The following is a 12,542-nucleotide window of genomic DNA, read 5'->3' as shown; positions in this document are numbered from 1 at the left end:
AGTGGGCGCGGCTTTGGCCCTGATTTTTCACACCGATTGATGAGTGGTTTTCATGAACGCTTGTCTTGGCGGCCCTCTAATTGTCGTGGGGCATGGGCGCTATCTGTCAGACATCTTTAAAGGCGCGCCCTGCTGAAAAGGGCAGGCCCGCTCGGGTCATAGTCGCCGCATCTGAACAGAAAGCCACGCCATGACCGCGCAAGCCGCCTTTCCCGCCACGATCACGGACCAATATTTTGAAGGGGAGCGCCCGCTTTATGCGCTTCATGACACGGTGCTGGAGGGGCTGCGCATTGGCGTTGGGGAATCCGCGCTCAAGCATGGGCAGAACCTTTTGGTGCGCAATAGCGAGTTTGCGGGCAAATATCCGTTTTGGCATTGCGATGGGGTGACGGTGGAGCACAGCCTGTTCCGCCCCGGTGCCCGCGCCGCGATTTGGTATTCCGAAAACATGCTGATGCGGGGCTGCACGGTGGAAGCGCCGAAGATGTTTCGCCGGATGCGGGGCCTGACGTTGGAAAACTGCCGCTTCCCCGATGCGGCGGAAACGCTTTGGAACTGCGAACAGGTGAAGCTGCGCAACGTCGTGTTGGATCGGGCCGATTATGTGCTGATGAACGGCATCAACCTTGAGGTGGAGGGGATGACGCTTCAGGGCAATTACTCCTTCCAAGATGCGCGCAATGTCACCTTGCGCAATTCGCATCTGGCCTCGAAAGACGCGTTCTGGGGGGCGGAAAATGTCACCGTTACCGATTGTGTGCTCGATGGCGAATTCCTTGGCTGGCATTCCAAAAACCTGCGGCTGGTGAACTGCACGATCCGGGGCACGCAGCCGCTTTGCTATGCGACCGACCTTGTGATGGAAAACTGCCGGATGGACGAAAACGCCGATCTGGCGTTTGAATATTCGACGCTGCAGGCAGAGATCACCACGCCCATCACCTCGGTCAAGAACCCGGCGGGGGGCCATATTCGCGCGCCGCGTATTGGCGAGGTGATCTTGGATGAAAACTGCCGCAACCCCGGTGCGTGCAAAATCGAAACCGCAGCGCGCTAAGCCATGACCTTCGATTTTGACGAATTGGTAGAGCGGCGCGGCTCGGGGGCCGCCAAATGGGATGATACTCCCGCCGATGTGCTGCCGATGTGGGTGGCGGATATGGATTTCCGCACCGCGCCTGCCGTTGTGGAGGCGCTGCACGCCCGCGTTGCGCATGGGGTCTTTGGCTATGCGCATCTGCCCGCGGCTTATTATGACGCGGTCGCGGGCTGGCAAGCGCGCCGCCACGGCCACCAGTTTGCGCGCGAAGACATGCTCGTGACCTCGGGCGTCGTACCTGCGGTGACGGCGATTTTGCGCGCACTGACGCGCCCCGGCGACCGGGTTATTTTGCAGCCGCCCGTCTATAACTGCTTCTTTTCCTCGATCCGCAACATGGGCTGCGGGGTCGAGGAAAACGCGTTGATCCTGCGCGATGGCCGCTATGAGATGGATTTCGCCGATCTGGAGCGCCGCGCCGCGCATCCCGATTGCCGCGCACTTTTGCTGTGCAACCCGCACAATCCGGTCGGCCGGGTCTGGAGCGCTGAGGAACTGCGTCGCCTGCATGAGATTTGCGCGCGTCACGGCGTGACCGTGGTCAGCGATGAGATCCACGCCGATCTGACGATGCCGGGCCACCGCCATCAATGTTATGCGGCGCTGGGGCCGGAGGTGGCGGCCAATTCCGTTACCTGTTTGGCGGCGAGCAAGGCGTTCAACTTGGCCGGGCTGCAAATTGCCTCCATCGTCGCGCCCGATCCCGATTTGCGCGGGCGTATCGACAAGGCGTTGAATGTGCATGAGGTTTGCGATGTGAACCCCTTTGGCATTGCCGCGACCATCGCGGCTTATACCGACGGGGCCGCGTGGCACGCGGCGCTTGTGGACTATTTGGCCGAGAATAGCCGCTTTTTGGCGGAGTATCTGGCTACCCACCTGCCCAAGCTGCACTTCACCCCGCCGCAAGCGACCTATCTCGCTTGGCTCGATGCCCACGCCTATGGCCAAAGCGCCGAGGCGCTGGCCGCGCAGGTGCAAGAAAAAGGCCTGCTTCGGCTTACCGCTGGCACTGCCTATGGCGCGGCGGGCGAAGGCTTTTTGCGGCTCAATATGGCTTGCCCACGGGCGCGCTTGGAAGACGGGCTGACCCGGCTTGCCAAGGCTCTCGGCTAACGATCCCCTCAACGGAAAGGACATATCATGACGGACACTCCCGTTTGGTTCATCACCGGCTGCTCGACCGGCTTTGGGCGCGAAATCGCGAAATTGGTGCTGGCAAAAGGCTGGCCCGTGGTGATGACGGCCCGGCGCACCGAAACGCTGGCCGAATTGGTCGAAGGGCATGAAGACCACGCCCTTGCCGTGTCTTTGGACGTGACCGATGCGGCGCAAATCGCGGCGGCTGTGGAACAGGCCGAGGCGCGCTTTGGGCGCATTGATGTGCTCGTGAACAACGCGGGCTACGGCTATTTCTCGGCTATCGAAGAAGGCGAAGATGCCGAAATTCGCCGTCAGTTTGAAACCAATGTCTTTGGGCTCAATGCGCTGACGCAAAAGGTGCTGCCCGGCATGCGGGCGCGCCGCAAAGGCCATATCATCAACTTCTCTTCGATTGGCGGGCTGATTTCCTACCCGGCGCTTGGCTATTATTGCGCCACGAAATTCGCGGTCGAGGCGCTGTCGGAAGCGCTCGCGCAAGAGGTGGCCCCGCTTGGATTGAAGGTCACGATCATCGAGCCGGGTGGCTTCCGCACCGATTGGGCGGGCCGTTCGGTGATTGAATCGCAAACCCGGATTGACGATTACGAGGCGACCTCGGGTGCCCTGCGCGATGGCCTGCGCGCGGCGTCGGGCCACCAAGATGGCGATCCGCAAAAGCTTGCCGAGGCGGTGCTGATGGTGGCGGCGGCGGAAAACCCGCCGCTGCGCTTGCTGCTGAGCAGACAAGCCTATGATCGGGCGCTTGAGCGCGTGGAAGAGATGCGCAAAAGCGCCGAAGCGTGGAAAGAGGTCACGCTCGGCGCGGACTTCCCGCCCGGCGCGTAAAGTGGCGCGGGGCGGGAAGTCCGCGCATCCTCCAGACCCCAAACATAAAAAAGGGCGCAGAGGGATATCTGCGCCCCTCTGCTTTGGCTTGTGGCCCGATCAGAGGAACTGACCGTTATCCACTTGGATCACTTGGCCCGTGACCGCGCGGCCCATTTCCGAGGCCAGATAGAGCGCGGCATAGGCCTGATCGCGCGGGTCGGTCGAAGGCACGGTGGTGTTGGTGTATTTGTCCGAAAACTCAAGCATCTCGCCGCCGCCCTCTTGCTCGCCCGCGGCCCAAGCGCGCGCGGCATCGGTATCGGTCACGCCCGGTGCAATCGCATTGACGCGGATTTTCGTGCCCGAAAGGCGAATGGCGATGTTCTTCGTCATCGTGTTGATCGCGCCTTTGGTCGAGGTATAGGCAACGCCGCAAATCGGCAAAATGCCGTTCACCGAAGAGATGTTGATGATCCGTCCTTCGCCGCGCGGCATCATGTGGTTCACCGCTTCGCGGCAATAGCGGAACGGGCCGACGAGGTTGATCCCCATGATCTTTTCAAAATGATCATCGGTGGTTTTTTCCACCGCATACATCTCACCGACACCAGCGTTGTTGACCATGATATCGACTTGACCAAAGGTCTCGATCGCGGCTTTGAAAACACGGGCCGGGGCCTCGGGGTCGGCGGAGTCCGCCACAAGGCCAATCGCCGAACCGCCTGCGGCCTTGATGGCCGCAACAGCGTCGTTCACACCTTTTTCGTGGCGTGCGGTGATCACGACATTCGCGCCTTCTTCGGCGAAAAGCGTGGCGATGGCATTGCCGATCCCCCGGCTGGCTCCGGTGACGATAGCGGTTTTTCCTTCAAGCATCTTTTGCATGATCTGTCCTTTCTTGGATATGCGCAGTCAGCCGCGCCAAAGGGCGCGCTGGTGCTGTTTGAATGGGGGAGGCGTTCTGGCCCGCTTAGGCGCGGGGCAGCACTTCCAATGTGGCCGCTTGGGCGCGTGCCGAAATCATCGGCGCAAGGTAGCGGCTGGTGGTGTATTTCGCGCGATAGGCGGCGTCGATCGCGTCGGTGAGCGCGGGGTCAACCGGGGCAAAGGTCACATCGACCGCTGTGCCATCAAGCACGATCTGGCCCGCGCCTTGCGCGCGCCCAGCTTGAAACCAGCTTGAACTTTCGCCCGAATAGGCGCGCACGAAGAGCCGCCCTTCCACTTGCACGAACCAAATATAGGTCGGCGTGCCGGGGGTCTTTCCATCCGCGCGGTAAGGCGCGATGCGGAAGGAGTCTGTCGCGGCGATCTGCGCTTGTTCCTCCGTGCTCCAAAGCTTACTCATGATATCCTCTTGTTTTTCAATGGCGTGGGGTCTTCGCCCGCCGCGTCTGAAACAGATTTAGGGCAATGGGCCGCACGGATTAGCGTGGCGTTCGTAACGGCGGCTATGAATGGGGCTCATGAAACCGGATGCGCTTTGCCGCGTAGGGCCGCGAGCGCGAGCACGCCCAGAAGGCTCAGCCCGGCGCTGGCCAAAACCGCCACATGCCAGCCCGCAAAGAAATCCGCCCCGTCGCGCCCCGCGATCAGCACCGAAACAAGCGCGATCCCGAGCGCGGAGCCCAAATAACGCGCGGTGTTATTGGCGGCAGAGCCCATCGCGGCACGTTCGGGCGGCACGGTGGCCACCGCCGCATGGCCAAGCGCGGTGTTCAGAAGCCCGTTCGATACCCCGGCCACAAAAAGCCCCGGCAGCACAGCAGCCCAACTGGCCCCGGGAGCCGCGCGCAGCATCAAAAGCTGGCCCAAGGTGCAGCCCAAAATCGCGCCAATCGCGCGTTGGCGGGCGGTGAGCCCTTTCGGCAAATAGCCCGTTCCAAGGGCGGCAAAAACCGTCACCGCCGACCAAGCAAGCAAGATCAAGGCTGCTTCAAAGGGCGTTTCGCCAAAGCCGCGCACCAGCACCGTGGGGACAAGCGACATCAGCGCCAGCACGCCCGCGCCAGAGGCAAAGGCGGCGAGCGTCGCGCCCAGAAAATCCACACGCCCAAACAGATCGACCCGCAAGATCGGGTTCGGCACGCGCCGTTCGATGACCACGAAAATCGTCATCAGCACCACACCCGCAGCGGCGATTATCCCAACCGTTGGGGTCGCGCCCAGCCGCGCCTCGGTCAGGGCGTAAAGCAGCGCGCCGAGCCCCAGCATCAAAACAAGGCTCCCCGCCAGATCGACCTTGGCGCCCGTGCGCGCGCTTTCTGGAAGCCGCGCAGCGGCAGCCAGCGCCAAACTGGCCGACACCAAAGCGAGCAGCCAATGCATCGCGGGCCAGCCGCCAAGGCGAAGCAAAAGCGAGGCAAGGATCGGCCCCAGCGCCACGCCAGCGCCCAGACCCGCCGCCCAAATTGCGGCGGCGCGTTGCCGGGCCGCCCCGTGATAGACCTGCCCCAAAAGACCCAGCCCGCAGGCCATAATGCCCGCGCTGCCCAAGCCTTGCAAAATGCGCATCGCAATCAGCATCGGCCCATTGAGCGAAACCGCCGCCAAGACCGAGGCAATGGCGGTGAGCCAAAGCCCGCCCAAAAAGGTGCGACGGCGCCCGGTCGTATCGCCCAAAGCGCCCGCCGTCAGAAGCCCACAGGCCGCGCCCAAAGGCATGGCGCTCATCACCCAAGCCTGTTCGGCCGCGCCAAGAGAAAGCGCCTGCGTCATCGCCTCGAGCGTGGTGAGCGGTTGGGTGAAGACAATGAGCGAAAGACAGGTGGCTGCCGCCACAATCACAAGCGGCAAAACGGGCGGGGCTTCGGCGTGAGGGGGCATCGGCTTAGCCCCGCTTCACACGGTGGCGCAGCCACACAATGCCATCGGTCAGCGTTTCGACTGAGATCAGCGCCAAGGCCTGCGCGGGCAAGGGGGCGCGGTGGTCATAAATCGCCGATTCCCCCGCAAGCCCGTCGATGATCGGGTAAAGGAGCGTGCTTGTTTCATCAATCACACCCGCTGCCAAAAAGGCGCCGTTGATCTCGCCTCCGCCTTCAAGCAACAGCCGCGTTACCCCAAAGGCGGTGCCAATCCGTGCAAGCGCCCCGGCGATATCCTCGCCATCAGGGCCGGAGAAAATGACCGACACCCCGCGCGCCGCCAGATCATCTACATGCGCTTGGCTCACCCGGTCTGAGACCACCAGCACCAAATGCTCGCCATCCAGATCCCCGCTTTCCGGGCGTAGCCGCCCGGTGCGGTCAAAGGCGATCCCAAGTCGGCGGCCTGCGCTGTCCGCGATGTGGTCTGCGCGCGGCTGCGGCGCGTCTTGCAGCTGCGGTTCCCCATGCGGCAGGTAATGCTCCATCGTGCGGCGCCCGGCGATCCAGCCCTCGGCTTCCAGCTTGGCGGCGACGGGGTCATAGACGGCCAGCAACTCCGCGACCGTATAGGGCCAGCGGTCAGGTTCGAGCCGCCCATCCAAAGTGGTGAGCATGTGACAAATAATTTCGGGGCGGGACATGAAGGCCTTCCTGCGCCACCGCTTTGGGTGGCTTTGTTGATCGTAACGTCTTTGCGCTAGAGCTAGGCCGCTGGCCGGGAGAGGGGAATGCGCGAAAGCGGCTAGCTTCTATGAGCCCTACTCATCAATAAACCCGGCCTGTCCCGTTGCTGCGGTTTGCCAGCCGGCCTATCTCTGCCCCAACAACAAACAGGACGCCCATGCCCCGCAACCCCTACCACTCTGGCCCGATCACCGATCATTTTGATGGCCTTCGGTTTCATTCGCCGGGTCAGCCCTCTCCGGATCGCTCGCTTTTGGACATTTGGCGCTGGAACCGGGCGGGCGAGCGGGCGCAATGGCCAAAACAGGTTGCCATTACCCCCGCCGTTCCGCCCGCGCGCAGCGAGGCGCCGCGGATCACGATGGTGGGCCATGCTTCGGTGCTGATCCAAGTGGCGGGTTTGAACATTCTGACCGATCCGGTCTGGTCGCGCCGGGCGGGGCCTTTGGGGATCACCGGGCCCAAACGCACTACCGCGCCGGGGATCGCCTTTGACGATTTGCCCAAGATCGATGCGGTGCTGTTGAGCCACAATCACTATGACCACCTGGACCTTGCCACTTTGCGCAAGCTGCATCGCCGCGATGCGCCGCATATGGTGATGCCGCTGGGCACCGATGCCACGGCGCGCAAGGCGGGCAGGGCACTACGCATCACCACGGCGGATTGGCATGAAACGGTTGCGCTTTCGGGCAGTATTTCGGTCACGCTGACGCGCGCCAACCATTGGTCCTCGCGCGGACTGCGGGACCGGCGCATGGCACTTTGGGCCGGGTTTTGGATCGATACACCTGCCGGGCAGATTTGGTTCGCGGGTGATACCGGCTATGGCGATGGTGCGATTTTCCGCGAGATCCGCGCGCGCCACGGCAGCCCCGATATCGCGCTCATTCCGATTGGCGCCTATGCGCCGCGCTGGTTCATGGAGCCCCAACATGTCGGCCCCGATGAAGCGGTGAAGATCTTTGAAGATGTCGGCGCACGCCAAGCCTATGGTATCCATTGGGGCACCTTTCAGCTTACCGATGAGCCGCGCGAAGAACCGCGTGATTTGCTGGTTGAGCATGTCAAAGCGGCCGGGATTGACCCCGCCCGCTTCATCGCGCTCGATCCCGGGGCAAGCTACGGGTAACCGTGCGCGCCCCCCGGGATGGCGTTGGGATCAGTTCAGTCCGGCGCGGGCCCAGAGCATTTGCCGGAACAGCGCCACCGCCTTGGCATCAATATAGGGGGCAACTTTCGCTGCCCGGTCGAGATGCATCGCCGCCCGGGTGGTGGTATCATATTGCGGCCAGTGCGGCAGGCCGGGCGCGGCGGGCGTGCCGGTTTTCGCAAATTGCACCCACGCCTCTGACACGGTTTTGGCAAGCGCTTCGGCCTCAGTGCCGCCGCCCGTCATCACCTGCCCCGCTTCGGTCGCAACATTGTCGAACACAAACGGGATTTCCATCGTATGCGGCGAGAACAGCTTGCCCCCGGCAATCGGGCTCATCCATTCAAACCGATAGGCGTAGACCCGGGCAGTGCCTGAGGTAGCGCGCTGATCCAAAATCTCATTCGACAGAGCGCCCATCGCGAAATCGGAAAAGAGCCGGAACCAAAGCGCCGCGGGGGAAAGTGCCGGGAAATCGCGCTGGTAGCTTTGCAACAGCCAAGCCGTATTTTCAGGGCCGAACATTTGGTTTGCGCGCGCGGCGAGCCCCTCTGCATCCAGCGTGTAAGCGGCTTCGTCTTGCAGCATGAAAAGCGTGAATTCGGTGCCCGTTTGCCCCACCATCAGCGGCACATCGCGTGCGCTTTCGGCGGTGTCTGGGTCATAGATATGGCGCGTGATGAAGCGCCCATCAATCACCGGCCAAAAGCCCGAGGGGAAACCCGGCGCAGCGAAAGACATCGGCGTCTCTGCCATCACTTTGCGCTCTGCCGCGAGCACGTCTTCCATCGTGACGGTGTTCAGCGCCTCTGGTGCGGTTTCGGAAATGCCAAGCGCGGCCAAAACTTTGCGGGCGATCTCATCGGCGGCCTCTGCGGTGTGGAAGCGCGTCAACGGGCCACTTTCGACAATGGCACGGTGAAACAGCCCTTTGGCCGCGGGCACGCCCAAAAGCGTGTTCACTTTCCAGCCGCCGCCAGATTCGCCAAAGATTGTGACCGTGTTCGGGTCGCCGCCAAAGCCCGCGATATTGGCCTGCACCCATTCGAGCGCGGCGACCATATCTTTGACGGATAGGTTCGCGCTCTCGGCCCAAGCCCCACCCAAAATGCGCGAGAAATCGGTTAGCCCATGCGCGCCAAGGCGATGGTTCAGCGTCACCACCACGACATCGCCGCGCGACGCGAGCCGCGTGCCGTCATAAATCGCGCAAGAGCCCGAGCCGCTTTGCCAGCCGCCGCCATGCAGCCAAACCATCACCGGCAGGTCTTTCGCGCCCTCAGGTGCCCAGATGTTGAGCGCGAGGCAATCTTCGCCTGCCTTCACGTAAGCAGGCGGGGCAAAGGCGGGGGTGACCGGCGTGCCGGAGACAGGTTCCGGCCCTTGCGGGGCGGTATCAGCATGGCGGTCGGCAACAAAAACGCCTGACCAAGGTACCACCGGTTGCGGCGGCAAGAAGCGGTTCGCGCCGGAAATCGGTTGCGCATAGCGCAGCCCCAAAAACCGCGAAACGCCCTTTTCGGTCACGCCTTGGACGAGGCCCTGACGGGTTGCAACAACCGGCGCTGCTTCGGTCTGCGCGCTGGCGAAGCGGGGCAACCCTGCCGCCAAAATGGCGGCGCAGCTGCCTTGCAAAACGGTGCGCCGCGGAAGGTTTGTGTTTTGAAATGAAGGGGACATGAGGGGCTCCAGATAGAAAGCCGCCGCCCCGAAGGGCGGCGGTTGAGGGTGTTAGGGCTGGGTGCAGGTGTAGCTTTCAAGCGCGTTCACATCCCCGCCGGTGTAAGCGGCATAGGCAGGATAGGCGCAGATCGGCATTTCCCGTTCCGGCATCGAGGGGGCCTTGGCGGGCATCACCTCGGGCGCGGTGCCAGTTTCGTCCCAGTTTTCCAGAAGCGTCAGCGGGTCAAAGTCTTCAAAGGCCGGGCCGCCGCCGCAATGGGTCATGCCGGGCACCACGAAGAGCCGCGCGAAATCGGCCCCAGTATCGGCGCGCGATTGTTCCACCCAACGGGTGATATCGGTGGCCGAAAAGACCGGGTCCGCCGCGCCTTGGAAGATCACCATCTTGCCACCCCGGGCGACAAAGCTGCTCAGATAGGTGTCATCGGCATCAAAATACCCGCCCACATCGGCCACGGCCTCGGCCAGCGCGCCAAAGTCTTGGGTGTCGGGCACCGTTTGCGGCGGGGTCATGAAGACCGCCCCGGTCGAGGGCAGAGTGAGCGTTTCATGCAGGCCGGGGTGATCGGCGCTGCCAAGTTTCCACGCGCGCCAGCCCGCCGAGGCAATGCCCGGATCCCACGGCCAGCCGGTGTAAACGGCGTTTCCATTCAGATCTTTGGCCCCGCCCATCACCGCAACCAGCGCATCAAGCTTATTGTCGGGCAGTTGGCCGCGCAGCGCCTCGGCGTTGAAATCGCATTGGCCGTAAGCGGCAACGATCCCATCTTCCAGACCATCCAGCGCATCGCATTGCTTCAGGATTTCTGCCGAAACGGTGTCCAGTTCATCTTGCGTCAAAGCGGCATGAAGCTGGCCTTCAGGCGCGACCGGCAGCAGGTGCTGCACATCCCAAACGCCCCCCAAAGCCGCGCGCGACAGATGGAAGCCGGGGTTGCCCGCAACCACACCGTCAAATTCGAGCGGGAAACGCTCTGCCGCCATCATCGCCTCGCGCCCGCCGTTCGAGCAGCCCATGAAGAACGACTTTTCAGGGAGTTGCGTATAATAGGCGCGGATCAACGTTTTGGCGGCATTGTTCACTTTCCCAATCGCCGCATAGGCCAGATCAATCCGCGCTTGTTGATCGGCGGTAAAATCAAGCCCAAGCCCGTTGTGGCCGCTGTCCATGCTGACGACGGCATAACCGCGTTGCAGCGCAGGCACCGCCGTCGACCCGGTCGAGGGCACCGCCCCCGTGGCAGGGGCAATAAACCCATCGGTGCCGCCACCGCCTTGGAACAGGAATCGCCCGTTCCAGTCTTCGGGCAGGCGCAGTTGGAAGGTGATCCCATAGCGCCCGTTCACACCCTCGCGGTCTTCGATCTTGCCTTCGACAAGGCAATGCGCGCCCACTGCAACCGGGCGCGGCGAGCCGCCCGTCATCGCGCTCATCGGATCAGGGGGCAGGGTGCCCGCCGATTGTGCTTCGGCATTGGTGATTTGCACGCCATAAAGGTCAAGCCCGGTGAGCGCCGCGCAGCTATCGGCCAGTGCTGGTGCCGCGCAAAGCGCGCTCGTCATCAAGAGGGCACTCGTGAAAAGGGGGGTCTTCATGTCTCTCGTCCGTTTCGGTTTCATCTGTCAAAAGGGTCAAAGACCCCCAAAGGCTGGTGTTTCGTGGCGGCCTTGCCTATAATTGACTTGCGGTCAGATAAATAGTGACCGCCGGTCATTTATCAAGCCCTAAAAGGATTCTGTGGGAGGAAATCCGCTATGACGCTGCCGCAAAACAAAAAAAGGGCCCGCTCTGACAGTGAGAAAGAGGCGCGGCGCACAGCGATTTTGGGCGCAACCCGGCGCAAGATCGACTCAGATGGTTTCGATAAGGTGACGATGAATGCGATTGCGCATGAGGCGGGCGTCTCCAAGGGCACGCTTTATCTTTACGCGCAAAGCAAGGAAGAGCTGTTCCTCGCGCTCTTTGTTGAAACGATGGAAGAGGTGGTGAGCCGGATCGAGGACACCGCCACCGAAGACACCTTGGCCGAGGTGCTGACCCATGCGCCCGCCGAGGTGCCGTTGTTCCTCGCTCTGCTCGCGCGGCTTTTTGCAGTGATTGAGCCCAATGTCTCGGATGAGGCGCTGTTTGAAGAAAAACGCCGGATGCGGGAGATGGGGTTGCGTGTGGCCAATGTGATCGCGCGGCTCACCGGCGCGCCCGAAGAGCAAGCGCGCGGGGCGAGTATGGTCTTGATGCTGACGATGCAAGGCGCGGCGCAATTTGACATTGCCACCCAGCGCGACCCCGAAACCGTGCCCGATGACCTGAAACAAGCCTTTGCGGTACAGGCGTTCACGAAATCCTATTCGGTGGCAGTGCGGCTGATCCTTTGGGGGCTTACGCAGCCGTAAGGGGTGACCTTTGCGGGCGAGCGTCTTAGTTTGGCTGGCTAGGTTTGCGCGGGGTGATGTCCATGTCCTCCGGTCACCGCGAAATCGGCGCGTTGGTCGCGCGTCCACCCGCAAGGCCATCGCAAACGGTTCAACTCTGGTGTTGTTGGCTCCGATAACGCCAGCCCAGAGCCGCTCCGATTGTGAGGGTAAGCTCTCAGGATATTGAAATGCTATCATTTCTTGGTCCCCGGGCTGTGCTGTTACCCCTCCTGTGATCACGGATGCGTGAGCGCTGTAACGAATGCATGCCCCGCTGCGAACTGTTCTTTGAAGGGCAAGGGAGCCTTTCTTCAGCAATAGGGAGATTGATCATGACCGCATCCACCTCGCATCGCCGCACGCAACTTGCTTTGGGGGCCACGCTGGTTTGCGCGCTTGGCGCGATGGCGGCCTTGCCCGCACAGGCCGAGGACATGGAAAAATGCTATGGCGTTGCGCTTGCCGGGCAAAACGATTGCGCTGCCGGCCCCGGCACGACCTGCGCGGGCACCTCGAAGGTCGATTATCAGGGCAATGCGTGGAAGCTCGTTCCGGCGGGCACCTGCATGACGATGGACCTGCCCGCCGATGCCGATGGTATGGCGCGCCATGGTGGGCTGATGGCGCTTGACCGTGACATGGCCTCTTAAACCTGCGCATTGGA

12 protein-coding genes are annotated in these 12,542 nt (G+C 62.4%); 6 read left to right on the top strand and 6 right to left on the bottom strand.

Going from position 1 to position 12,542, the window contains the following annotated elements; genetic code table 11:
• Positions 1-190 precede the first annotated feature (190 nt).
• The 3 genes from CRO18_RS06500 to CRO18_RS06490 are packed head-to-tail and all read left to right on the top strand — an operon-like array spanning position 191 to position 3,091.
• Positions 191-1,060 (top strand): DUF3737 family protein, encoded by an 870-nt coding sequence (locus CRO18_RS06500; protein WP_097081489.1) that lies wholly within the window; start codon positions 191-193, stop codon positions 1,058-1,060.
• A gap of 3 nt (positions 1,061-1,063) precedes the next feature.
• Entirely contained in the window at positions 1,064-2,218 is a 1,155-nt protein-coding gene (locus CRO18_RS06495) for a MalY/PatB family protein (RefSeq protein ID WP_097081488.1), read from the top strand.
• A 27-nt stretch (positions 2,219-2,245) separates the two neighbouring features.
• Positions 2,246-3,091, top strand: coding sequence for an oxidoreductase (locus tag CRO18_RS06490; RefSeq protein ID WP_170952575.1), 846 nt, complete (start codon positions 2,246-2,248; stop codon positions 3,089-3,091).
• A gap of 99 nt (positions 3,092-3,190) precedes the next feature.
• Here the strand turns inward: CRO18_RS06490 and CRO18_RS06485 are convergent, their stop codons facing one another.
• The 4 genes from CRO18_RS06485 to CRO18_RS06470 all read right to left on the bottom strand — a co-directional run bounded on the left by CRO18_RS06485 (position 3,191) and on the right by CRO18_RS06470 (position 6,584).
• Positions 3,191-3,958: an SDR family NAD(P)-dependent oxidoreductase gene (locus tag CRO18_RS06485; protein WP_097081486.1), complete on the bottom strand. Its 768-nt coding sequence runs from the start codon at positions 3,956-3,958 to the stop codon at positions 3,191-3,193.
• A gap of 85 nt (positions 3,959-4,043) precedes the next feature.
• Complete coding sequence (locus CRO18_RS06480; protein ID WP_097081485.1) at positions 4,044-4,421, bottom strand: DUF2255 family protein; 378 nt, start codon at positions 4,419-4,421, stop codon at positions 4,044-4,046.
• Between the two features lie 116 nt (positions 4,422-4,537).
• On the bottom strand, positions 4,538-5,899 hold the full coding sequence (locus tag CRO18_RS06475) for an MFS transporter (RefSeq protein WP_097081484.1): 1,362 nt from the start codon (positions 5,897-5,899) through the stop codon (positions 4,538-4,540).
• A gap of 4 nt (positions 5,900-5,903) precedes the next feature.
• Positions 5,904-6,584 carry a dihydrofolate reductase family protein gene (locus tag CRO18_RS06470; protein ID WP_097081483.1) on the bottom strand — a complete coding sequence of 227 codons (681 nt, stop codon included), beginning with the start codon at positions 6,582-6,584 and terminating at the stop codon, positions 5,904-5,906.
• A 200-nt stretch (positions 6,585-6,784) separates the two neighbouring features.
• Between CRO18_RS06470 and CRO18_RS06465 the strand changes: the two genes are divergently transcribed.
• The gene (locus CRO18_RS06465; RefSeq protein WP_097081482.1) at positions 6,785-7,759 is read left to right on the top strand and encodes an MBL fold metallo-hydrolase; all 975 of its coding nucleotides are present in this window, start codon (positions 6,785-6,787) and stop codon (positions 7,757-7,759) included.
• A 30-nt stretch (positions 7,760-7,789) separates the two neighbouring features.
• Here CRO18_RS06465 and CRO18_RS06460 read toward each other — a convergent pair whose 3' ends face one another.
• Positions 7,790-9,460 carry a carboxylesterase/lipase family protein gene (locus CRO18_RS06460; RefSeq protein ID WP_097081481.1) on the bottom strand — a complete coding sequence of 557 codons (1,671 nt, stop codon included), beginning with the start codon at positions 9,458-9,460 and terminating at the stop codon, positions 7,790-7,792.
• Between the two features lie 51 nt (positions 9,461-9,511).
• The gene (locus tag CRO18_RS06455) at positions 9,512-11,059 is read right to left on the bottom strand and encodes a tannase/feruloyl esterase family alpha/beta hydrolase (RefSeq protein WP_170952574.1); all 1,548 of its coding nucleotides are present in this window, start codon (positions 11,057-11,059) and stop codon (positions 9,512-9,514) included.
• A 159-nt stretch (positions 11,060-11,218) separates the two neighbouring features.
• Here CRO18_RS06455 and CRO18_RS06450 point away from each other — a divergent pair, with 159 nt between their 5' ends.
• Positions 11,219-11,857: a TetR/AcrR family transcriptional regulator gene (locus CRO18_RS06450; RefSeq protein WP_097081479.1), complete on the top strand. Its 639-nt coding sequence runs from the start codon at positions 11,219-11,221 to the stop codon at positions 11,855-11,857.
• A 425-nt stretch (positions 11,858-12,282) separates the two neighbouring features.
• Positions 12,283-12,528, top strand: coding sequence for a DUF2282 domain-containing protein (locus tag CRO18_RS06445; protein WP_249276004.1), 246 nt, complete (start codon positions 12,283-12,285; stop codon positions 12,526-12,528).
• Positions 12,529-12,542: the final 14 nt, after the last annotated feature.

The sequence above is a fragment of the Rhodobacter sp. JA431 genome, assembly GCF_900217725.1.
GTDB lineage: Bacteria > Pseudomonadota > Alphaproteobacteria > Rhodobacterales > Rhodobacteraceae > Rhodobacter > Rhodobacter aestuarii.
Note: the sequence above shows the minus strand (reverse complement) of the source record. Positions and strands in the feature narration are given on the sequence as shown.

Coding starts and splice junctions, on each gene's coding strand:
- CRO18_RS06480 (WP_097081485.1), bottom strand. CDS start 4,421: ATGAGTAAGCTTTGGAGCACGGAGGAACAAGCGCAGATCGCCGCGACA.
- CRO18_RS06445 (WP_249276004.1), top strand. CDS start 12,283: ATGGCGGCCTTGCCCGCACAGGCCGAGGACATGGAAAAATGCTATGGC.
- CRO18_RS06470 (WP_097081483.1), bottom strand. CDS start 6,584: ATGTCCCGCCCCGAAATTATTTGTCACATGCTCACCACTTTGGATGGG.
- CRO18_RS06450 (WP_097081479.1), top strand. CDS start 11,219: ATGACGCTGCCGCAAAACAAAAAAAGGGCCCGCTCTGACAGTGAGAAA.
- CRO18_RS06460 (WP_097081481.1), bottom strand. CDS start 9,460: ATGTCCCCTTCATTTCAAAACACAAACCTTCCGCGGCGCACCGTTTTG.
- CRO18_RS06500 (WP_097081489.1), top strand. CDS start 191: ATGACCGCGCAAGCCGCCTTTCCCGCCACGATCACGGACCAATATTTT.
- CRO18_RS06495 (WP_097081488.1), top strand. CDS start 1,064: ATGACCTTCGATTTTGACGAATTGGTAGAGCGGCGCGGCTCGGGGGCC.
- CRO18_RS06490 (WP_170952575.1), top strand. CDS start 2,246: ATGACGGACACTCCCGTTTGGTTCATCACCGGCTGCTCGACCGGCTTT.
- CRO18_RS06455 (WP_170952574.1), bottom strand. CDS start 11,059: ATGAAGACCCCCCTTTTCACGAGTGCCCTCTTGATGACGAGCGCGCTT.
- CRO18_RS06485 (WP_097081486.1), bottom strand. CDS start 3,958: ATGCAAAAGATGCTTGAAGGAAAAACCGCTATCGTCACCGGAGCCAGC.
- CRO18_RS06475 (WP_097081484.1), bottom strand. CDS start 5,899: ATGCCCCCTCACGCCGAAGCCCCGCCCGTTTTGCCGCTTGTGATTGTG.
- CRO18_RS06465 (WP_097081482.1), top strand. CDS start 6,785: ATGCCCCGCAACCCCTACCACTCTGGCCCGATCACCGATCATTTTGAT.